This window comes from Rhodococcus sp. MALMAid1271 (assembly GCF_049195265.1).
Lineage (GTDB): Bacteria > Actinomycetota > Actinomycetes > Mycobacteriales > Mycobacteriaceae > Rhodococcoides.
Genome location: NZ_JBMIRQ010000108.1, coordinates 245,364 through 267,173, shown reverse-complemented (window position 1 = coordinate 267,173; position 21,810 = coordinate 245,364). Strand labels below are relative to the sequence as shown.

The 21,810-nt window shown below is 63.8% G+C and carries 19 protein-coding genes and 1 pseudogene; 11 read left to right on the top strand and 9 right to left on the bottom strand.

Annotated features, from left to right (window positions below; translation table 11 throughout):
• Positions 1-21: 21 nt before the first annotated feature.
• Together istB and istA are read right to left on the bottom strand one after the other, a co-directional pair.
• Positions 22-834 (bottom strand): IS21-like element helper ATPase IstB, encoded by an 813-nt coding sequence (gene istB / locus ACOQFP_RS19060; protein ID WP_421585207.1) that lies wholly within the window; start codon positions 832-834, stop codon positions 22-24.
• On the bottom strand, positions 831-2,348 hold the full coding sequence (istA, locus tag ACOQFP_RS19055) for an IS21 family transposase (protein ID WP_421585206.1): 1,518 nt from the start codon (positions 2,346-2,348) through the stop codon (positions 831-833). Before istA ends, istB begins: the two co-directional genes overlap by 4 nt.
• A gap of 166 nt (positions 2,349-2,514) precedes the next feature.
• On the opposite strand from istA, the pseudogene ACOQFP_RS19050 reads away from it, so the two are divergent.
• A pseudogene (locus tag ACOQFP_RS19050) lies at positions 2,515-2,646 on the top strand (ATP-binding protein); the annotation flags it as partial.
• Between the two features lie 207 nt (positions 2,647-2,853).
• Here ACOQFP_RS19050 and ACOQFP_RS19045 read toward each other — a convergent pair.
• From ACOQFP_RS19045 to ACOQFP_RS19030, 4 genes are all read right to left on the bottom strand, one after another.
• A complete protein-coding gene (locus ACOQFP_RS19045) occupies positions 2,854-4,527 on the bottom strand; it encodes a UvrD-helicase domain-containing protein (protein WP_421585205.1) in 1,674 nt (557 codons plus the stop codon).
• Positions 4,524-6,143 (bottom strand): ATP-dependent nuclease, encoded by a 1,620-nt coding sequence (locus ACOQFP_RS19040; RefSeq protein WP_421585204.1) that lies wholly within the window; start codon positions 6,141-6,143, stop codon positions 4,524-4,526. Before ACOQFP_RS19040 ends, ACOQFP_RS19045 begins: the two co-directional genes overlap by 4 nt.
• Positions 6,144-6,351: 208 nt before the next feature.
• On the bottom strand, positions 6,352-6,771 hold the full coding sequence (locus tag ACOQFP_RS19035) for a tyrosine-type recombinase/integrase (RefSeq protein WP_421585203.1): 420 nt from the start codon (positions 6,769-6,771) through the stop codon (positions 6,352-6,354).
• A gap of 879 nt (positions 6,772-7,650) precedes the next feature.
• Entirely contained in the window at positions 7,651-8,322 is a 672-nt protein-coding gene (locus ACOQFP_RS19030; protein WP_341244330.1) for an SDR family oxidoreductase, read from the bottom strand.
• Positions 8,323-8,407: 85 nt separating this feature from the next.
• On the opposite strand from ACOQFP_RS19030, the gene ACOQFP_RS19025 reads away from it, so the two are divergent.
• Entirely contained in the window at positions 8,408-9,073 is a 666-nt protein-coding gene (locus tag ACOQFP_RS19025) for a helix-turn-helix domain-containing protein (protein WP_206491516.1), read from the top strand.
• Between the two features lie 66 nt (positions 9,074-9,139).
• Here ACOQFP_RS19025 and ACOQFP_RS19020 read toward each other — a convergent pair whose 3' ends face one another.
• Complete coding sequence (locus ACOQFP_RS19020; protein ID WP_421585202.1) at positions 9,140-10,495, bottom strand: ammonium transporter; 1,356 nt, start codon at positions 10,493-10,495, stop codon at positions 9,140-9,142.
• A gap of 152 nt (positions 10,496-10,647) precedes the next feature.
• Between ACOQFP_RS19020 and ACOQFP_RS19015 the strand changes: the two genes are divergently transcribed.
• The 7 genes from ACOQFP_RS19015 to ACOQFP_RS18985 all read left to right on the top strand — a co-directional run bounded on the left by ACOQFP_RS19015 (position 10,648) and on the right by ACOQFP_RS18985 (position 18,231).
• Positions 10,648-11,247 (top strand): HutD family protein, encoded by a 600-nt coding sequence (locus ACOQFP_RS19015; RefSeq protein ID WP_421585201.1) that lies wholly within the window; start codon positions 10,648-10,650, stop codon positions 11,245-11,247.
• A gap of 149 nt (positions 11,248-11,396) precedes the next feature.
• Complete coding sequence (locus ACOQFP_RS19010; RefSeq protein WP_421585200.1) at positions 11,397-12,587, top strand: NAD(P)/FAD-dependent oxidoreductase; 1,191 nt, start codon at positions 11,397-11,399, stop codon at positions 12,585-12,587.
• A gap of 35 nt (positions 12,588-12,622) precedes the next feature.
• Complete coding sequence (gene glnT, locus ACOQFP_RS19005; RefSeq protein ID WP_421585312.1) at positions 12,623-13,978, top strand: type III glutamate--ammonia ligase; 1,356 nt, start codon at positions 12,623-12,625, stop codon at positions 13,976-13,978.
• Positions 13,979-14,005: 27 nt separating this feature from the next.
• Positions 14,006-14,905: a class II glutamine amidotransferase gene (locus ACOQFP_RS19000; RefSeq protein WP_206491507.1), complete on the top strand. Its 900-nt coding sequence runs from the start codon at positions 14,006-14,008 to the stop codon at positions 14,903-14,905.
• Entirely contained in the window at positions 14,890-15,600 is a 711-nt protein-coding gene (locus tag ACOQFP_RS18995) for a protein glxC (RefSeq protein ID WP_421585199.1), read from the top strand. The genes ACOQFP_RS19000 and ACOQFP_RS18995 overlap by 16 nt, the downstream gene beginning before the upstream one ends.
• Before the next feature lie 9 nt (positions 15,601-15,609).
• Positions 15,610-16,926, top strand: coding sequence for an FMN-binding glutamate synthase family protein (locus ACOQFP_RS18990; protein WP_206491502.1), 1,317 nt, complete (start codon positions 15,610-15,612; stop codon positions 16,924-16,926).
• Positions 16,927-16,977: 51 nt separating this feature from the next.
• On the top strand, positions 16,978-18,231 hold the full coding sequence (locus tag ACOQFP_RS18985; RefSeq protein ID WP_421585198.1) for an allantoate amidohydrolase: 1,254 nt from the start codon (positions 16,978-16,980) through the stop codon (positions 18,229-18,231).
• Here ACOQFP_RS18985 and ACOQFP_RS18980 read toward each other — a convergent pair.
• Entirely contained in the window at positions 18,228-18,743 is a 516-nt protein-coding gene (locus ACOQFP_RS18980) for a DinB family protein (RefSeq protein WP_421585197.1), read from the bottom strand. The genes ACOQFP_RS18985 and ACOQFP_RS18980 overlap by 4 nt on opposite strands.
• Before the next feature lie 107 nt (positions 18,744-18,850).
• Between ACOQFP_RS18980 and ggh the strand changes: the two genes are divergently transcribed.
• On the top strand, positions 18,851-20,188 hold the full coding sequence (gene ggh / locus ACOQFP_RS18975; RefSeq protein ID WP_206491498.1) for a glucosylglycerate hydrolase: 1,338 nt from the start codon (positions 18,851-18,853) through the stop codon (positions 20,186-20,188).
• Between the two features lie 10 nt (positions 20,189-20,198).
• On the opposite strand, the gene ACOQFP_RS18970 is transcribed toward ggh, so the two are convergent.
• Positions 20,199-20,885 carry a thioesterase domain-containing protein gene (locus ACOQFP_RS18970; RefSeq protein ID WP_206491497.1) on the bottom strand — a complete coding sequence of 229 codons (687 nt, stop codon included), beginning with the start codon at positions 20,883-20,885 and terminating at the stop codon, positions 20,199-20,201.
• Positions 20,886-21,114: 229 nt separating this feature from the next.
• Between ACOQFP_RS18970 and ACOQFP_RS18965 the strand changes: the two genes are divergently transcribed.
• Positions 21,115-21,789 (top strand): glycoside hydrolase family 25 protein, encoded by a 675-nt coding sequence (locus ACOQFP_RS18965; RefSeq protein ID WP_341244339.1) that lies wholly within the window; start codon positions 21,115-21,117, stop codon positions 21,787-21,789.
• The last annotated feature ends 21 nt before the right edge of the window (positions 21,790-21,810 follow it).

Here is a 21,810-nt window from a genome sequence, read left to right as displayed (position 1 = left end):
CGTGTTGATGTTTCCGGTTTTTCAGGGGCGGTCCTTTCGGTGTTGTGCGTCTTTCATGCGGTAGGACTCACCGTCGGTGACGACGATGGTGGCGTGGTGCAGAAGTCGGTCGAGGATCGAGGCGGCGGTGGTGTGCTCGGGCAGGAACCGTCCCCATTGCTCGAACGGCCAGTGGGATCCGATCGCCAACGAGCGGCGTTCGTAGGCACCGGCGACGAGACGGAACAGCAACTGGGTGCCGGTGTCGTCGAGCGGGGCGAAGCCCATTTCGTCGATGATGATCAGGTCGACCCGCAGCAGTGATTCGATGATCTTGCCGACGGTGTTGTCGGCCAAGCCGCGATACAGGGTTTCGACGAGATCAGCGGCGGTGAAGTAGCGGACCTTGTGGCCGGCGTGGACGGCGGCGACACCGAGTCCGATCAAGGTATGCGACTTGCCAGTCCCGGCGGGTCCGATCATGGCCAGGTTCGACTGTGTCCGAACCCATTCCAGGCTGGAGAGGTAGTCGAACACTTTCGGTTGGATCGACGACGCGGCGACGTCGAAGGACTCCAACGTTTTCGTCACCGGGAACGCGGCCGCTTTGAGTCGGTTGACGATGTTGGAGGCATCGCGTGCTGCGAGTTCGGACTCGATGAGCGTCCGCAGCACTTCTTCCGGGGTCCAGCGTTGCGTTTTCGCGGTGATCAACACCTCCGGTGCGTTCCGGCGGATCGCAGCCAGTTTGAGGCGCCGCAGTCCGGCGTCGAGATCGGCTGCGAGTTCGGGAACATGCTGGGGCGCAGCAATCTTCGGAGGCTTCGTCGCTGCGGTTGTGGCGGTGTCGGTCATGACGGCACCTGCGTATCGGCGGCAGGGGTCCGGATGGCGTAGGCATCGAGTGAGCGTGTCGGTGCGGTCGGCAGGTCCAGGATCAACGCGTCCCCGGCAGGCCTAGGCTGCGGCGCTCCGGCACCGGCAGCGAGAATCGAGCGAACATCGGCGGCCCGGAAGCGCTGAAAGGCCACCGCCCGGGTCAACGCTGCCACCAACTGCGCGGTGCCGTGCGCCGCACCGAGTGCCAGCAGGATCTCGAGTTCGGATCCGAGCCTGGTGTTGCCGATCGCGGCGGCACCGACAAGGAATGCTTCCGCTTCGGGTCCGAGTGCGCAGAACTGTTGCTCAACAATGGTTCTCGGTCTGGGGCCGCGATGGGGCGCGGGTCGGGCACCGCCGTAGTGGGCATCGAGTACCGACGCGGTGCCCGGCTGGCCCAGGTCGTGTTCGGCGACGACCTCACCGGTAGCCGGTTCGACGACCACCAACCGTCCCTCGGTCTGGACGAGAGTGACGGTCGCGCCGATCAACCGGACGGGCACCGAGTAGCGCGCGGACGCGAACCGCACGCAGGACAGACGGTCGACTTTGCGGGTCACCGGTGGTGGACCGATCTCCAGTCGTAGTGATGGCAACGGAGACAGCAACTCTCGCTCTTGATCGAGTTTGTCGTTCGGGACCGCGCATATCTCCGAATGGATGCGGGCGTTGACTTCTGTGCACCACACCCTGGCGGCGGCGTTGGCGACATGGACATCGACAGCGGTGCCGGCGACGGCCGCTTCGGTGAGCAACGGGACAGCGAGATCGCGTTGGGCGTAGCCGACGAGGTTTTCCACCACCCCTTTCGATTGTGGGTCGTTCGCGTGGCAGAAGTCCGGTGCGAACCCGTAATGAGCAGCGAAGCGGACGTAGTCCGGGGTGGGGATGACGAGGTTCGCGACGACGCCGCCCTTGAGGCATGCCATGCGGTCGGCGAGGACCTTGCGCGGGACGCCCCCGACAGCAGCCAACGCTTCGGCAATCAATGCCATTGTGGTGGTTGCTTTCTCGTCGGTGGCGAATGCAGCGAACCGCCACCGCGAGTACGCCATGACGGCGCAGAACAGGTGCAGTCCGCCCACTGTGGCCCAGTCGATGATCAGGTAGTCGCCCGGTGCCCATACCGCGGGCCGGCGGCCGCGGTGATGGTCGGTGCGCCAGCGTTGCTTCTCCTCGGCCACCAGGCGGCGGAAGTTGCGGTCTGAACCGGTGTAGCCGGCCTTGCGGGCGATCGGCAGGATCCGTTTCGCGGAGATTCTGCCCTGAGATTTGTCGACCCGTTCGGCTACCAGGTCGGCGACGGCGGCGTAGTTGCGTTCACGCTCGGCCCGCTGCGGTAGTGATTGGCCGGCCTGGTCGGCTTCGAACTTCTCAATGGTGCGTTTGACGGTCTTGTGGGTGGTGCCGACGAGTTCGGCGGCTCCTCGGTACGACCCGACTTCGCGGTAAGCGGAAATGATGTCCATGCGTTCCTTCGCAGACTTCAATGGAACTCCCCGGGCGGTGCGGTGTGTGGTTGGCACCTTCACCGTCACCGCTCGGGCCACGAGTTCCTGATCGACACGACGAACACGGGGTGGGGACTTTCAGTTGGCCACCAGTGGGGACCACGACCTGGCCACCAGTGGGTACTTTTTCATGGCCACGGACACCATGCTCGACCGGCTCCTGCATCGCTCCGTCGTGCTCAACCTCGACGGCGATTCCTACCGGCTACGAGACCACAACGCCAGATCGGAGAAGCTCCGCAAAGCCACCACCGGAACCCGCCAACCACTACAGTGAAGACCGCTCACGAGTGGGGAATTTCGGTGAGCGCGGTTGGGGAACTTCGCTGAGCCTCGTCAGCTTGCCGATGTCGACGCGAGCCGATGGAACTCTCGTCATCCGGAACTTTGTCGGGGATTCCTGTCCGTTGGTCGATGCGCAACACTCGCCACTCTAAGAGCGGAGGGGAGCCTGCTTGCCATTGAATTTTGAAATCGGCAGCCGCTACGTCTTCGGTGCCGCGGCTGTTAGATCTGCGTCGAGGTGAGCTTCGATATCCGATGCAGTGGAAGAGTGCTGTAACCCGAGCCCGGACCACCACCTGCTAGGCGTGGCTTGGTACGGCCCGTAGGCACCGTCGGTCATTCGTGTCCCTGTGACGACTAGGCCGTGACGAGCCCTGGAGAGCATAACTAGCAGGACGCGCTGCTCCTCTGCTAGCGCGTCTCCCGCACTGTTTCGCCTGCCTGGCAGATGCCCTTCCTCCAAGCCGATTGCGAACACCCAATCGAACTGCTGGCCTTTACCGGTGTGCGCGTTGAGCAGGTGGACGCCGGGACCTACCGATTGTTTGGGATCGAACGATTTGATTGATTTTACGGCGACCTTCGCTGAAGCGGCCTCGCCCTGTTCCAGGGTGTCGAAAGCGTCATCGACCAGCTCACGCGCGTCGACGTCGGCAGGGTCCAGGGACTTTAGCACCGCCAGTCTGGCGTTACCGATGCTTGACCCGTGCGGCAGGGTTGCAACGGTGGACTGAATCAGCGCCACTATTCCGGGGTCATCGATCGCAAGGTCCCAACGACGGACAAGGAATGCTGTCTCCTCGGCGAACGCCGAGTCAATGTTCTTGCGGCGCCATCCCGCCCGGGTAATGATTCCGATGGATGCCTCGGGGGCCCGTTCCATAATCGATCTTGCGACGCGCCGCAGTACTTCCGCCTCCGCAGCGCCGTCCGAGAGCACGAGAGCCGCGGAGTATCCGCCGCCTGGCCACAGCTGCGATTGCGCGGACACCAGACTGGAACCTGGATATACCTGCTCGCTCACGGCGTTGACCACATCCAGCACTTTCGGCGAAGACCGATAAGATTCGCGCAACCTAATTGGCTGACCGCAAGTTCTTTGAACTTCCGCCTCAACCTCTGCCGGCGCGGCCCCTGCCCACGAGTAGATGCCCTGCAGAGGATCTCCGGCAAAAGTACGTCTTGACGTGCAACTCAGTAGCGCGAGATCTAGTTGTTGCATTGAAAGGTCTTGAAACTCGTCGATCAGAACGGCGTTAAAGTGCGCCTGATAAAGCCGCGCGATTGCGGGAATGCGGAGCAGGCGCTGCGCGTGTCGAAGTAGGTCGTCGTAGTGCAGCTGGTTAGTCTCCTGCCGCGATCTTTCGACTCTCTCCGCAAGTTCGATTGCCTGCGTGGGAACTCGCTGCCGAATGGCTGTCAACACCTCGGCGTCCGAGAGCGGAGCCCGTTTAATTTCGCTCAGGACTCGCTCGGCCTCGTACATAGCGGACCCGCGACCCGCTGCTTCCATGGCCCGCCGCATGGTGCTCGTTTTCGGAAGTACCAATTCGTTCATGTCGAGGCCGATCGTCCTGCCATGTCCGAGGACAACCTGCGTCGCGAACCCATGCAGATTGTGAACCACGATCTGGCGGCGTGCCTTCGTATGGCCGAGAACTGACCGAAGTCGCTCTTCGAGGTTCGAACGAGCCCGCTTGGTGAAGGTCAGTGCTAACACTCGCTGGTTTCGCTCAAGGTGGCCGATCTGGTGAGCGGCACGGTGAGCCAGAACCTCTGTCTTTCCGCAACCCGGCGGGGCAATGATTAGTAAATGGCTCTTGGATGACGTGGCCGCATCGAGCTGTTCTTTACTGAGCGAAAACCCATTCACTGGCTGCTCAGTTCGCGTAGAACACTCACGAGACGCGCCACGCTGCCGATTTCTTTCGCTGTGTCCGGTGTCATGGCTTCAGCGATGCAGGTTGCAGCGTCCACTTTGCCTTTGCTTCTGCAAAATTTCGCTACTGCTGTGGCCTCGATAGTATCGATTGTCTCGGCGCCGGTGGACTGCAGTAGCGCTTGGAGGTGACAGAACTTTCCATCGATGAGTGCGTTCGCCGCGGCTGGGCCGCCGAGAGCGGCGGTGTACTCGTCCTCAAGATCGGCTGCCGAGACGAATACCTTTTTATCGATGACGTCGCGGGGCCTGCCGCCGAAAGCGCCCACCCACGAGCCGCTCTCGGCTTCGTCGACTAGTCCTAGCAGCGTGGGACCGAAACCGCCGGGTCCAAGGAGTGGAAAAACGTTCTTGAACTTTTCGGCGCCATCAAGTTCGATAACCACCGCACCAAGGCGATCGAAGTCGACGCCCAAATGCTGGGCCACCGATTCAACAATTATTCGATCGGCAGTACCCTCGACAACTACTACGAAGCGAGCGGTCAGCGCCTCCAGGAGCCGCGGCGACCACCAGTGCGCTCTCGCCTTGTCAACCTTTGACAGCTCAGTCTTTCCCACCTGGTGGCACTTGCCATCCCGGTCGACTGCGATAACCTCCTCGGGCTCGAACCGGTGCAGGATGTATGGCGAGTGGGTAACGATGATCTTCTGATTTCCGCCGCCGCTCAGTAGGTCCGCTGCTGTCCGCTGGCTGGTCGGATGCAGATGGATCTCTGGCTCGTCTATTGCGAGGATGTTGGCCGTTCCCTCGGCGAGGTCAAAAAGCGTCATCGACATGAGCTGGCGGACGCCGTCGGACTGCTCTATCAACGGAATATGGGTGCCGCCTCGGTTGAGGAACATCGTGACATCCTGCAATACGTCACTGGATGGGTCGGTCACCGTCCGAACCGAGAAGTCATCTTTGGCGAGTGCGCGTGGCATCGAACGACTGAGATGTTCAGCTACGCGTCCGAGTAGATTGGCGACGGACTCGTTGCCAGCAATCTTCTCATTGAACTGTTCTAACAGGCCCTTCAAAGCTTCTTCGTTCGATCCGAGTTCGGCGGCTGCGAGGAGCGTCCGGACTGGGCTGTGGGCACCCTCCATCAGCGACGGCCCACGCGTCGCCTTGAGGTAACGCCAACCAAACACCTCGAGCTGTTCGCGGCTTGGCCCCTTCTCATGCCCGCTTTCCGGAAACCACCGCCGAATCGTCACCGTCTGGTCGTCTTCAGGGTCTGGCTCGACGATCATCTGGACCCAGAGGTACTCGCTGACCTGATCGTCAGCGATGCTGATCTCCGAGGGGAAGGGACGACGGTTTGTGTCTGTGAACTCCGACCACCAGGCATTGACCACCAGTGGTTGTTCAACGTCTCGCAGATCGCTTAGCTTAAGGGCCTGGTAGATCGCTGCGGTACTAGTTCCCAGCAGCAAGTTCAACATGCGCAGTATCGACGACTTCCCCACATCGTTTGCGCCGACTATGACCGCATGCCTTCGCACTTCGAGGTTGAGGTCCTGGATCCGGCTGTAATTCGAAATTTCGATTCTGGTCAGGCGCATGGCCGCCCCCTCAGGTTTTGGAGCGAAGGCACTGCTCCCATGTGCACCGTGCGAGATTATTGAACCATCTGGTCTGGTCGAGTCGTTACCGGCGTATTGATAACCCGGCACCGGTTGCTCGTAAGACTGGAACCATTGTTGCCGTATTCTCGACCCCCTCGCTTCGTACCAGCGCCATCGGGCAACGCAAATCCGCCTAGCTCAACGCTCACAGCCCGATGTTAATAACCGCGTTCCCAATCAAATACGCATGTTCGCGGCGGTACACCTCGACCGAGTCCAGGCTGGCGTGTCCGGTCTGCCGCGCGATCGAGGATCCGTCGGCACCGTTGCGGGTGCCCTGAGTGACGAAGCCGGCGCGCAACGAGTGACCGCTGAGTTTAGCCAGCGCGGTGGGGTCGAATCCGGCTTGTGTGGCGCGACGACGAATGGTCTGGTGAATCGATGCCACGGACAATGCGGTGTCGCCGAGGTTGCCGTTCTTGGCGATCGCCCGGAGCAGCGGTTCGCGAGCGGCGGTGCGCGGTACTCCCCCACGACACACGTGAGCGTCGAACGGTTCCCGCTTCCTGAGTAGTCGGATAACAGACGGACGGCCACCGACATCGAACGCGGCGACCACCTGCACCCAGCGGACGTACGCGCAGGGGCGGGCAGGTCTCGTGAGAGTCGGTGTACGGCGGGGCTTTCATCGCTCCCCTCCCCTCCTGGTCGGTCTTCGACTTGGGGGTCGGACATGCAGGCCATCGTGGCGATGCAACGATGTGACACCCAAGTAGATTCGACAACTCGCTGCGCCGGTAGGCACCGGCGAAACCGAGGAGGCGGATTGTCGAATCGCGGCGTTCGAGGACGTCGTCGGCCCACCCGCGGCACCGAGCCCGGGGTGCCTGCGCGAGCAGCTTGATGTCGTCGACCAACAGCGGGTCTCGGGGCCGGCGGGTCGGTAAATGTTGCGACGTAGTCGCGCCGGATTCCCGATAAGGTCACGGTGACGATCTCGTGCGCTGACGAGGAAAGATGTCCTGTGGTGCGGTGTTGGTGATTGATCGCGGCAATCCAGGTGCCGAAGGTGGCGACGGCGTAGGCCCGCTCCCCCGACTCGGCCCGGATGTCAGCGGCATCGACAAGGTAGGCCGCGACGGTGATCGGGTGCGCCGAAAGCGTCAAGTGACCATTCTTCTCGCCCCAGGTGGAGAAGCGCCTCCACGCCGCCGCATAGGTCTTGCGCGTTCAGTCGGAGCGGGGTGACTGCACGGCGCTAACGATCCACTTCGCAACCGGGTGCGGAATCTCCGGCCCGACTGCCACCGGCTCTCCACGCCCAGTGAACCTTCGGCATCGCTCGACGTGGGGATTCGGCCTGGATGAGGATGGGGTGACGAGCATCGCCGTGCTGAATTTACCCAGCCGACAGCCCGCACCGGTTGATCGAGAGGAAGGACCACCAAATGCACGCCAAAGATCCTGTTGTGTAGAGAAATTCGACCCTAACACCAACTCTCACTTACCCGGTTCGCAGCACCAACTCGGTGGGATGTGCATCTGCCGGAGTATCGATGGCATTGCGTACGGCACGCGCAACGGTGCTGGGCTGCAAGAACTTCGAGCCGTCGTACTCCCCACCCTCGTGTGCGACGATTTGCTGCTGCATCTCGGTATCGATGCGGCCGGGATGCACGGACGTCACGCGCAACGTCGGCTCCTCTTGTCGTAGTGCGTCACCGAAAGCGCGCAGCGCGAACTTGCTTGCCGCATACCCGCCCCAACCCGGGTTGGCCCGGATGCCGGCACCTGAATTGATGAGCACAACATGCCCATTCGCTTTTCGCAGTGCGGGCAGTAGTAGCCGAGTCAGCTCGACGACTGCGATGACGTTCACCTCGTATTGCCGACGCCAGTCCTCGGCCGTCGACTCCTCGATCGTCCCGAGCGCCGCCACTCCTGCGTTGTGCACCAACACGTCCAGAGAATCGATGTTCGACGCGGCCGCCGCAACCGCGTCGGGGTCGGTCAGTTCCACCGGCCACGGGGTAGCTCCGTCCAGTTCCGACGCGATCGGCTCGAGAGATTCGGTGGATCGGCCGCCGAGCAGTACGTGGTGATCGGGGGCGAGCAGCCTGGCGATATGGGCACCGAGGCCGCGGCTTGCTCCGGTCACCAACGCAGTACGAGTCATATAGCCAGAGTAGCCAGAGCGGCTGAATGCGCGGTTCCGGCCACTCCATCGTCCACTGGCAGTGGACGATGGTTAACATCGACGTGTGACGTCCAATGCGCGGCCGAAGACTCATCGGGACACCGGCGACCCGGCACCGGTTCAGCGGGAGGTACCGGAGGGCACGGCGACGGGCCCGGACCTGGAACGGGTGATCGCGACCCAGGTGCGCGCCCTTCGTCGGGCGACGGGATTGTCCGTCGGCGACATGGCGGCGAAGGTCGGCATCTCCAAGGCGATGCTGTCCAAGATCGAGAATGCTCAGACCTCGTGCAGCTTGAACACGTTGGCACGGTTGGCCGCCGGTCTCGATGTGCCGGTGACGTCGTTGTTCCGTGGTGCCGATTCGGCCCGGGAGGCGGTGTACGTCGAGGCGGGCCACGGCGCGGTGATCGTCGGCCGTGGCACACGCATCGGGCATCACTACGAGTTGTTGGGTTCGCTTCGGGGGCAACACAAACGGTTGGAGCCGGTGTTGGTCACGCTCACCGACGCCAGTGAGGTGTTTCCGTTGTTCCAGCATGCCGGCACCGAGATGTTGTACATGCTCGAGGGCGTGATGGTGTACGGACACGGCGAGTCGGAATACACTCTGCGGCCCGGTGATTCGCTTCTGCTCGACGGCGAGGGCCTGCACGGCCCACACGACCTGGTTCGGCTGCCGATCCGCTTCTTGGCGATCACCGCCTACCCGGACCAGCACACCGAATGACGCCGGGCGGTGCGGTCGCACCGGGTGTGCCACCGTACCGCCCGGAAAGTCGAACGCGACGTTCGATCAGGTCGTAGCGCGTTCGGTCGTGGCCGACTCGGTGATACCTTCGGCTGTCGTGACGGCGTCGGTGGATGCGACCGGCCGACTAGTCGGTCCAGGTGTGTCGAACACGTACGCGCTTTCGCCGTGCACTGCCACATCGACGCCCTCGTGCTCGGTCTCGGGATCGAGGCGGATGCCGGTGACCATCGACATGACGGTGGCGATGATCCACGTGACGACGAAGGTGTACCCGAGCACCGCGACCACGGCCACCGTCTGACGCCACGCCAGATCGAGGCCGCCGCCGTAGAACAGTCCGGCGACGCCGTTCGGTGCGGCCTCGGTTGCCAAGAAGCCGACCAGCACCGTGCCGAGGATTCCCCCGACCATGTGGACGCCGACCACGTCGAGGGCGTCGTCGTAACCCAGGCGGTATTTCAGCGACACGGCCACGCAGCAGACTGCTCCGGCGAGCCCGCCGATGATCAGCGCCCCGAGAGGTGAGACGGCACCGCAGGCAGGGGTGATGGCGACCAGAGCCGCGATCAGACCGGAGGACGCACCGAGCGAGGTGGCGTGGCCCTGCCGAAGTTTCTCGACGGCGAGCCAGGCGAGGATTCCGGCGCACGCCGCCGCGACGGTGTTGAGCACGACCACCGCCGCGCTGTTACCGGCCGCGAGTGCGGAGCCTCCGTTGAAGCCGAACCACCCGAACAGCAGGATGCCAGAGCCGAGCATCGTCAGCGGAAGGCTGTGCGGCCGAGGTGGATTGGAGAAGGACCTGCGACGCCCCAGGACCAGGACGAGCGCCAGCGCTCCGACGCCCGCGTTGATGTGTACGGCAGTTCCGCCGGCGAAGTCGATGGCACCCAACTTGTTGGCGATCCAGCCGCCGGTGACCGAACCGTCCTCCGAGTCGAACGCGAAGACCCAATGGGCGACGGGGAAGTACACCAACGTGGCCCAGAGCCCGGCGAACACCATCCATGACCCGAACTTCATCCGGTCCGCGACGGCCCCGGAGATCAGCGCGACGGTGATGCCCGCGAACAACAGCTGAAAGGCGGACACCAGCGCCGGTGGCAGTCCGGGTTCGGCGGGGGCATCCAGCAAGGAACTCGAGCCGAAGAACTCGGCTGGGTCACCCAGGAGTCCGGCACCGCCGATCGAATTGCCGAGTACGGCGGAGTAGCCGAACAGGATCCAGAGTATTCCGACGACGGCGAACGCTCCGAACGTCATCATCGCCATGTTCAGGGTGCTCTTGATGCTCACCATGCCGCCATAGAAAAGCGCGAGCCCGGGCACCATCAGCGCCACTGCCGCGAACGCTGCGAGCATCCACGCCGTGTCGGCTGCCGCGACTGCTTCGTTCATAGGAGTTCACCTTGTCTCAGGAAGGAGTGTGGTCGAGCGGACCCGACTACCGCGATTCATGCGAGTAGTCTTGGTTCACGCACAGTAAACCAAGACGGAGGTGGTCGACGCTCGGCTGCGCGTGAACTGTGTGTAAATACAGAAGGAGGCCGATGTCCACCGACTCGACTGATGCGATCGACTCGATCGCTCTCGTTCGACCCGACGAGTTGGTGCCCGAGCCGTGGAAGAACGGCGCGGGCACCACCGTCGAGCTTGCTGCCGGACCGCGTGTGAACGGGATTGCGCTGTGGCGGTTCAGTATTGCCACCCTCGACGATGTCACCACGCGGTTCTCGACCTTTGCCGGCACGAACCGGGTGTTCACCGTCATCGGCGAGGCGGGCGTCCGCCTCGCCTTTCCGGCAGGAAGTAGCCGGGTGAATCCGCTCCGGCCGCTTCCATTCTCGGGTTCCGCCGATGTGGTGTGCACTCCCGATTCTGCAACGAAGGCCCTCAACGTGATGGTCGATGCGGTGCGGGCGTCGGCGAGCGTGTTCGTGCACGAGCTTTCGAGCGGTCCGGTGGTGACAGAGGTCCAGGCGGTGACGCTCGTTCTCGTCTGCTCCGGCACCGCGTCGGCCGGATCCTCGACCGCCACCGCCGGCTGTTGCCTTCTCATCGAGGGCTCACCTGCGGAGGTGTCCGGGGACGCCCGCGTTCTGGTGGCACGGGTGAAGCAAGGCACGGGTGAAGCCATCGGGGCCGAGTAGTTCACCTCGAGCTGACGGCCGTGTAACCTGACCGACACATTTCGGGAGTTTCATAACGGAAGACAGAGATTCACTATAGGAAACCATCGCAGTGATCGAGGCCGCCCACGGCCGCGCATTGCACCGGGGCCTCTCGAAGGAAACGACACGTGACAGACACAGCCAAGTTCTTGATCATCGGCGGTGGATTGGAAGGGCTGGCCATCGCCTATTCACTCGCCGAACGCGGGGAAACCGATGTCCTCGTGCTCGAGCGGGACACCCTGTGCTCCGGAATGACCGGAAAATCCAGCGGCGTCGTTCGCTGCCACTACGGCACGCCGTCGCTGGCTGCCATGAGTTGGTACGGCGTCGATATCTTCACTCGCGCAACAGAACTCTTCGACGACGACATGGCCTTTCGTCAATGTGGGTACGTCGTCGGCGTCGGCGAGAACAACGTCAAACCGCTCGAGGCGAACATCGCGATGATGCAGTCGCTCGGCATTGCAACGGAATTCATCGCCCACGACAAGATGGCCGAACTGTGGCCCGGGCTCCGTCTCGACGATTTCGCGCTGTTCGCCTACGAACCGCTCGGCGGCCGCGGCGAGGCATACATGGCCGGGATGGCATTCGCCGCGACCGCCCGGAAGATGGGCGTCAAGATCAGGCAGAGCACCCCAGTGATGTCTCTGCTACGTAACGCGGCAGGCGCGGTCCACGGGGTCACACTGAAAGACGGCTCGCAGGTGCATGCCGACCACGTGATCCTCGCGACCGGGCCGTGGGCCCCGGCACTGGCCGAGGGCGTCGGGGTACAACTCGACGTCTCGGCGCAACGCGCTCAACTGGTGCTGGTCGACCAGGGCGCACCGACCCCCGAGGTTCCGGTGCTGTCCGATCTCGCCGGCCTGCAGTACATCTGCCGAGAGCCCAACGGCGAGCTACTCGTCGGCAACTCCGACCACCAGGCACCCGAGTACATAGATCCCGACAACTACGTCAATCGCGCCGACGACGCGGCGATCGAGAAGAACATCGTCAAGCTCGGACATCGTCTGCCCGATATGCCTGATCCACGCATCACCAGCTCCTACGTCGGGGCGTACGACGTCACCCCGGACTACAACCCGATCATCGGGCCCTCCCCGGTGGACGGCCTGTTTCTCGCAACCGGATTCTCCGGCCACGGATTCAAGATCTCGCCTGCCGTGGGCAAGCTCGTCGCCGATCTACTCGTCGATGGACGAACAGCGCTTCCGGGCGTCGACCCCGACGACTTCCGCTACTCGCGCTTTGCCGAAGGAGACCTCCTCTTCAGCCTCAATCCGTACGAGGGCGCAGGAGAAATGCGATGACCCTCGCCGATACCCGACTCCCGAAGGACCACGCCATGGCCGTAGACGCCGCGGAAGCAGCCCCCGTCACCGATTCACACGACCGCACACAGACGCTGACCGAGGTCGCCCGAGCCAGTGGCACCACGTTCATCCTCGCGATGTTCGTGACCCTGTCCGGCAAGCCCTGCGCCAAACTCGTCCCGATCCAGGCCGTCACACAGTTGGAGGAGGACGGCGTCGGGTTCGCCGGCTACGCCGCAGGCAACATGGGACAGGAGCCCAAGGACTCCGACCTCGTCGCGATTCCCGATGTCGACTCGTTCACCCCCATCCCCTTCATCAAGCCCGGTCTGGCGATCGTGCACTGCGATCCACACGTGAACGGGAAACCCTGGCCGTACGCGCCGAGAGTCATCCTGAAAAAGCAACTGCGCACGGCCGCGGAGCTCGGCCTGACCGTCAATGTCGGTGCGGAGATCGAATACTTCCTGGTCAACCGGGTCGACGGGCAGCTCGTCACCGCAGACCGCGGCGACACCAGCAGCAACCCCTGCTACGACGCCCGAGACGTCACCCGTATGTACGACCATCTCACCGAGGTCGCCGACGCGATGAACACCCTCGGCTGGGGCAACTACGCCAACGATCACGAGGACGGCAACGGCCAGTTCGAGCAGAACTTCGACTACGCGGATGCCATGACCACCGCCGATCGTGTCGTCACATTGCGATACCTTCTGTCGGTCATTGCCGAGAAGCGCGGCATGCAAGCAACATTCATGCCGAAGCCGTTCACGACCCGCACCGGCAGCGGGCTCCACATGCACCTGTCGCTGTGGAACGACGCGGGCCCGGTGTTTCCGGATGCAGACGACGCCCTCGGTCTCGGTCTCTCGGCCACCGCGTACTCGTTCGTCGCGGGAATTCTCGAGCATGCGTGCGCGCTACAGGGCCTGATCGCGCCGACTGTCAACTCGTACAAGCGAACCGGTGCGACGGCTACCGCGAGCGGAGCGACGTGGTCGCCCCGGTTCGCAACCTACGGCGGAAACGACCGAACCCACTACCTCCGCATCCCGGACAAGAATCGAGTCGAACTCCGCGGTGGCGACGGCTCGGCCAACCCGTATCTGGCCGCGGCAGGAGCGGTGGCAGCAGGCCTGGACGGGGTGCGCCGTAACCTGCACCCGGGCGCACCGGGAAGCGGAGACTCGCCCAGCGAAATGTTGCCGATGACCTTGCTGCACGCCATGGATGCACTCGAAGCGGACCAGGTACTGATCGACGCACTCGATGCTGTCGGCCCCGGCGTCGCCGAGTACTTCGCCAAGACCAAACGCGAGGAATTCTTCGCCTGGCACAACACCGTCAGCGCCTGGGAAATCGACCACTACCTCACCGCCTTCTAACACCCGAACGTTCGGAAAGGAACTTGCATGTGCGGAATAGTCGGGCTTCATCTACGTGACGCCACGCTCTATCCACAACTCGGTGCACTGTTGACGGACATGCTCGACGCCATGTGCGATCGAGGCCCCGACTCCGCTGGTATGGCCGTCTACGGCGACCCGCACTGGTCACCGGAGGGTGAAGCGACTGTCTCGCTTCTCGATTCGATCGTTCCTGCCGGTGAACTGGCCGAGAAGGTCGGTGCGGCGCTGGGGGTCACGGTCACCGGAATCGATCTGGATCCGACCATCGTCCTGCATGGTCCCGCCTCTGCCGATGCGATCACGGCCGCGGTCCGTGAGGTAGTACCCGCTGCTCGAATCATCGGATTCGGTGACGACCTGACGGTACTCAAGGGCATGGGAAACCCGACCGAGCTCGCTCATCGATTCGGCCTACCGCAGGCCAGCGGCTGGCAAGGCGTCGCGCATACCCGGATGGCCACCGAATCGGCGGTCACTGCGGAAGGGTCGCATCCGTTCGCCGTCGGGCCGGATCAGTGCTTGGTGCACAACGGATCCTTCTCCAACCACATGTCGATCAAGCACGAACTCGAACGCGAGGGCGTGAGCTTCGACAGCGAGAACGACACCGAAGTGGGTGCGCGATTCGTCGCAAAGCAGCTCGCCGAAGGTGTCGACCTCGAGAAGGCGCTGTTGATGCTCAACGAGACGTTCGACGGCTTCTACACCCTGCTCGTCTCCAACAGCGACTCGTTCGCCGTTGTCCGCGATGCCATCTCGTGCAAGCCGGCGATCATCGCCGAAACGGACCGCTGGGTGGCCATGGCCTCGGAGTACCGAGCACTGGCGCACCTGCCAGGCATCGACACAGCCCGAATCTTCGAGCCCGAACCGGAAGAGGTGTACGTATGGCACCGTCAGTGATCACCACACAGGACACCGCCGAGACCACTGTCGATCTGCAGTCTTCGAGCACCCGCGCAGTCAACGAGATGCTCACCTCCCCCGAGGCTCCGGCGCGAGTGCGAGTGACCGATCCGCAGGGTGCGCATGCGCTGGCCTGCGGACTCGACTCGACCATCGACGTCGTGATCGACGGGCACGTCGGTTACTACTGCGCCGGGGTGAACCAGAAGGCCACGGTCACCGTCAACGGCAACGCCGGAGTCGGCGTCGCCGAGAACATGATGTCCGGGCGCGTTCACATCAAGGGCGATGCCTCGCAATCGGCCGGCGCGACGGCGCACGGCGGCCTCCTCGTCATCGACGGCAACGCAGCTGCGCGCTGCGGTATCTCGATGAAGGGCGTCGACATCGTCGTCGGCGGCAACATCGGGCACATGAGTGCCTTCATGGGCCAGGCCGGACGGCTGGTCGTCTGCGGTGACGCCGGTGAGGCACTGGGTGATTCGATCTACGAGGCACGCATCTACGTACGAGGCAGCGTTGCGTCCCTCGGGGCCGACTGCGTCAAGAAGGACATGCGCGAGGAGCACCTGGCAGAACTCGCAGAACTGCTCGATGCCGCAGGGCTGAAACACGAACCGAGCGAATTCACCCGTTACGGCTCGGCCCGTCAGCTGTACAACTTCCACGTCGACAACGCCAGCGCGTACTAGGAGCTCGTCATGACCACACCGAACACCCGCCTGCGTGAGTCGGCGACCTTCGACCGCGGAGTCATCGCCGAAATCCAACGCGCCGCCGAGACCGGCATCTACGACATCCGCGGTTGGGGTGCCAAGCGCAAGCTCCCCCACTTCGACGACCTGCTCTTCCTCGGCGCATCGATGTCGCGCTACCCGCTCGAGGGCTACCGCGAGAAATGCGAAACCGACGTCGTCCTGGGTGACACCCACGCGAAATTCCCCCTCCACCTGGACATTCCGATCACGATCGCGGGCATGAGCTTCGGCGCATTGTCCGGTCAAGCCAAGGAGGCTCTCGGGCGGGGCGCGAGCGAGGTCGGAACCTCCACCACCACCGGCGACGGCGGGATGACGCCCGAGGAACGCGGCCAGTCGAAGAACCTTGTTTACCAATATCTTCCGTCCCGGTACGGCATGAACCCGGACGATCTCCGCAAGGCCGACGCCATCGAGATCGTGCTCGGCCAGGGCGCGAAGCCGGGCGGCGGCGGCATGCTGTTGGGGCAGAAGATCACCGAGCGGGTGGCCCGGATGCGAACACTGCCGATGGGGGTCGATCAACGCTCGGCCTGCCGTCATCCGGACTGGACCGGGCCGGACGATCTCGCGATCAAGATCATCGAACTGCGCGAGATCACCAACTGGGAGAAGCCCATCTACATCAAGGTCGGGGCCACTCGTACCTACTACGACGTCAAACTGGCAGTGAAGGCAGGCGCCGACGTCGTGGTCGTCGACGGTATGCAGGGCGGCACCGCGGCCACCCAGGACGTGTTCATCGAGCACGTCGGAATCCCGACGCTCGCCGCGATTCCGCAGGCAGTGCAGGCCCTTCAAGAAATGGGTGTGCACCGCAAGGTGCAACTCATCGTCTCGGGCGGCATTCGCAGCGGCGCGGACGTCGCCAAGGCCATGGCGCTCGGAGCCGATGCGGTCGCCATCGGTACTGCCGCACTGATTGCACTGGGAGACAACAGTCCTCGCTATGCCGAGCAGTACGAGGAACTCGGATCGGCCGCCGGGTTCTACGACGACTTCCAAGCCGGACGCGACCCGGCAGGAATCACCACTCAGGATCCGGAGCTGTCGAAGAACCTCGACCCCGTTGCTGGTGGACGGCGACTGGCGAACTACCTGCGGGTGCTGACGATGGAAGCGCAGACACTTGCCCGTGCCTGCGGCAAATCGCATCTGCGCAACCTCGAACCCGAGGATCTCGTGGCACTCACCGTCGAAGCATCGGCGATGGCACGCGTTCCACTCGCCGGAACCAACTGGATCCCCGGCCGTTACTGACCGGGGCCGAGGCACACGATCGCTTCACTTTCGAAAGGGCAACACCTCGCCATGACCTCCTTCGACAGCCTGTGGACGTCGATTCTCGATGTCGGACAGCACCATTCCACAGGCGGCTACCGTCGATTCGCCTGGGGAGACGCCGATCTGACCCTGCGCGAATGGTTCACGGGCGAGGCAGCGGCCCGTGGCATGGACGTGGAGGAGGATCGCAACGGGAATCTGTGGGCGTGGTGGCTTCCGTCAGGATGGGTGGGCGAACCCACCGGAGCGTTCGTCACCGGATCGCACCTCGACTCGGTGCCCGACGGTGGCGCGTTCGACGGCCCCCTCGGTGTCGTGTCCGCCTTCGCTGCGGTGGACATCCTGCGTGATCGCGGCGTGGAGCCGACCATTCCGGTTGCTGTCACTGCCTTCTCCGACGAGGAAGGTGCCCGCTTCGGCGTCGCCTGCGTGGGCAGCCAATTGACGACGGGTGCGCTGGCTCCCGAACGCGCTCTCGCATTGCGAGACGGTGACGGGATCACTCTGGCCGAGGCGATGACCAAGGCCGGTCGCACGCCCACACACATCGGTGCCGATCCGGCGCTGGCCGATCGCGTCGGGGTGTATGTGGAATTGCACGTGGAGCAGGGGCGAGCCCTGGACCTGGTGGACAGGCCGCTCGCGGTTGCGTCCTCGATCTGGCCGCATGGGCGTTGGGAGTTCACCTTCGATGGTGAAGCCAACCACGCCGGGGCCACGAGGCTGGTGGATCGCCGCGACCCGATGCTCGCGTTCGCATCCTCGGTCCACAGCGCGCGCGCCGCCGCATGCGCGCACGAGAGCGTGGCGACCTTCGGGAAGGTTCACGTACTTCCCAACGGGGCCAATGCCATACCCTCTCGGATCAAAGCCTGGCTCGACGCACGCGCTGCCGACGAGGCCACACTGAGCACGCTCGTCGCGGCCATCGAAGCCGAAGCGCGCGCCCACTGCTCGAACGACCGGATCGAACTCGAAGTACTCGCCGAGTCCATCACTCCCATCGTCGAGTTTCCTGCGGAACCGCGGGAGCGGCTGCGCAGGGCACTGCGCCACCTCGGCGACATTCCTGTGCTCCCCACCGCCGCGGGGCACGACGCCGGAATTCTCTCCGCGAAGGTTCCCACGGCGATGTTGTTCGTACGGAATCCGACCGGTGTCTCCCACTCGCCCGACGAGTTCGCCGAGCGCGAGGACTGCATCATCGGAGCCAGGGCACTTGCCGATGTCATGGCCGAGTGGGTCTCGGCCGAGCCGGCCGACCGGAACGTCGACGGCTAGAAGCTCATCCCTGCCTCGGAGGCCCAGGTTCGGGTGGTGTTCGCACCGTCGAGTTCCTCGCGAATGATGTCGGCATGTCCGGCGTGCTGGGAGATCTCGCGCAGTATGTGCAACACCGTGAATCGTGCGCTTTGCCAGATGCGCTCGGGGGCCCAGGGTGCCGTCGGGACCGGGACCGACAGGTCGAGGTCCAAGGACTCGAGCGCGGCCGAGGTGGATCGAGCAACCCCTTCCCACTCGGCGATCAACCCTGCCACTGTTTCGCCGTCCGCCATGACGTACTCCCCGCCCGCGGATGCCATGTCGAACTCGGCCGTTTCGTCGAGCTCCGCGATCACCGTCATCCAGTGCCGCTCGTTGTTGATGACGTGATGCAGCAGCCCGCCGAGAGTGAGTTCGCTCGAGGTGGTGCGCATGCGGGCTTGTTCGTCGGTGATTCCCCGGACGGTGATGAGGAAGTTCGCGCGCTGTTCGTCGAGCATCCTGGTGATGTCTGCGTTCTCGGTGGCCATTCTTCCTCCTGTGTCGGCTGGTGAAAAGGACACTAACGAGCAATGCGGACAGTTTCGGTCCGCAATCGAAACGAGCGAAATCGGACGAGCGGACGCAAACTATCTCCATGGGCGATCGAGGTTTCACTTCCACGCAGCTGGCGGCACGCGCTGCATATTTGCTCAGGGGCAACGATCTGGGTTCGATGACCAGCGCAGCCCCGCGGTTGTATCCGCACATGTGGAGCTGGGACGCGGCGTTCGTCTCGGTGGGGCTGGCTCCGTTGAGCGTCGAGCGTGCCGTGGTGGAGATGGATACGCTGCTCTCCGCGCAGTGGAAGAACGGGATGATTCCGCACATCGTGTTCGCCAACGGGGTCGACGGTTACTTCCCCGGGCCGGCTCGGTGGGCCACTGGCACGCTCGCCCCGCACGCTCCGATGAGTCCGCAGACCTCGGGCATCACGCAGCCCCCGGTGCACGCGATCGCCGTGCAACGCATCCTCGATCACTCCAAGCGCCACGGACGTACGACGCGCGCCGTCGCCGAGGAGTTTCTCGATCGACGCTGGGAGGATCTGGTGCGGTGGCATCGTTGGCTCGCTCAGGCCCGCGATGTCGACGACAACGGACGCATCGCGGTGTTCCACGGCTGGGAGTCGGGCATGGACAACTCGCCGCGATGGGACTCGGCCTACGCCAATGTGGTGCCCGGAGACATGGACCCGTACTTCCGCGAGGACAAGGCCGTCATCACCGACGCCTCCCAGCGTCCCAGCAACCTCGAGTACGACCGCTACATCTGGTTGGTGGAGGAGATGAAGCAGGTCGGTTACGACGACGACGCGCTCAAGACCAAGATGAGCTTCGCCGTCGAGGACGTGTTCGTCAGCGCCATTTTCGCGGTGGCCTGCGACGTACTGGCCACCATCGGTGAAGATCATTCGCGTCCGCACTCCGATGTTCGGGAGTTGCGTTCCTGGGCGGAGAAATTCCGCACAGGCGTCATCGCGACGACGGACGCGCGTTCGGGTGGAGCTCGCGATTTCGATCTACGCACCGGCCAATGGATCGGGACCGAGACCATCGCGATGTTCGCGCCGTTGCTGTGCGGCGGCTTGCCCCGTGAGCAGGAACGCAACTTGCTTCGAATCTTCGAGGGCACGCGATTCTGCGGGCATCCTGATCTGCGGTACGCGGTGCCGCCCTCGACGTCCCCGGTCTCGAAAGATTTCCGCGCTCGTGAGTACTGGCGTGGGCCGGTGTGGCCGGTGATGACGTGGTTGTTCTCGTGGGCCTTCGCACGTCGCGGATGGTCGGAGCGGTCTTTGTCGCTGCGAGACGAAGGATTGCGACAGGCCAGCGACGGCAGCTTTGCCGAGTACTACGAGCCGTTCACCGGCAAGCCGCTCGGCAGCATGCAGCAATCGTGGACGGCCGCGGCGGTGCTGGACTGGCTGGGATAACCCGAGAAACTCAGCTCAGGTAGCTCTCGACCAGCGGTCCGACGAGCTCGAACGCGGTGGCGTCGGGCACGAGGTACTTGGCCACGGTGCCGCACACGAAGGGATGCCAGGCAGACCCGGAGTCGGTTCCCGTGGACGAGACGGCCACGATGTCGCCGAAGTAGATGCCGGGCAGGTGACGCTTGATCAGTTCGTCGTTGTGCGACGCGACGGCCAGCAGCTCCTCGGCGTGACTGCGATCGATCTCCTCGCCCATGGTTGCCAGCAGATCTGCGCCCTCGGTGAGGGCCCGGACGGGGTCGCTGTCGAGCAGCGTCAGGGTGCCGACGGTGATGCCACGGCTCTGCAGTTCCACGGCGATGGCGTGGGCGAGTACTCCGCCGAACTGGTGGCCGAGCAGGTGCACAGGGCCGTCGGTCTGGATACGAACGATGTCGTCGGCGTACTGCGCTGCCAGCGCCGCGAAGGACTCGGCACGCGCACCGGATGCCGGTACCTGGATCCCGTAGATGGGTCGGGCGTCGTCGACGTGCGCTGCCAGGGTCGAGTAGCAATCGATCAATCCCACCAGCGGGTGGATGCAGAACACCGGGTGGAGGTTCCCCGCGGTGCGGATCGGCGCGACGGTCGGGACGGCGTAATCGGACGGGTCGAGGTCCGTGAGAGCCAGATTCGAAAGATCGTTCACGACAGTCATGGGTGCGCCTCCGAGCCGAGAGATGTAGTTCGTGTTGAAATTGTTTGTTCGTGCCGACTGTGGGTATGTCGCCAGCGGCAGCGTGAGTGTTACCCACGTCTCATTATCGAAGACTCAACCACGTCTGCGAACAGAACGCATTAGTGACTGTTCACCATTGAGTGCCCAGGTCCGGGGCCATAATCTCAGCCGGGTGGTCTTCTCTCGCACCGTCCGTGCCCTGTTCGGAATGCTCTCGGTCGGCGTCATGGCAGTCGCCATGCCGGCGGTCGCCTCGGCTGTTCCACAGGGCCCCGATGTCTCGTCCTGGCAGCACATCGACGGCACCGCCATCGATTGGCACGCCGTCAAGGCGGCAGGCCACGGTTTCGCCATGGTCAAGGCGACCGAGGGGTTGGACTACGTCAACCCGTACTTCGTGGAGGATTCGATCGTGATGCGCACGGCCTCCGTGGCGCGCGGGGCCTACCACTACGCCGACGTGACGCTCTCCCCCGAATTGCAGGGTGCGTACTACTCCGCGCTGGTATTGGGCATCAACGGCCCGGGCGATCTGCCGCCCGTGCTCGATCTCGAGGACGCCAAGGGCAAATCCCCAGCCGAGTTGATCGACTGGACGCATCGCTACCTGAACACCGTCCAGACCCTGACCGGACGCCAGCCGATCATCTACACGTATCCGCACTTCTGGCGGACGGCCATGGCCGATACGCACGAGTTCAACAACTACCCGCTGTGGATCGCCGACTACAACGACGAGCTCGGACCGCTGCCCGGCGGCTGGAGCAACTGGCTGTTCTGGCAGTACACCGATCGTGGCACCATCCCCGGAATCGACGGGGGCACCGACATCAACCACTACTCCGGTACTCCGGAATCGCTGCGGGCTCTCGCTCGCTGGTGACGCCGCTGAGGGCAGCGACCC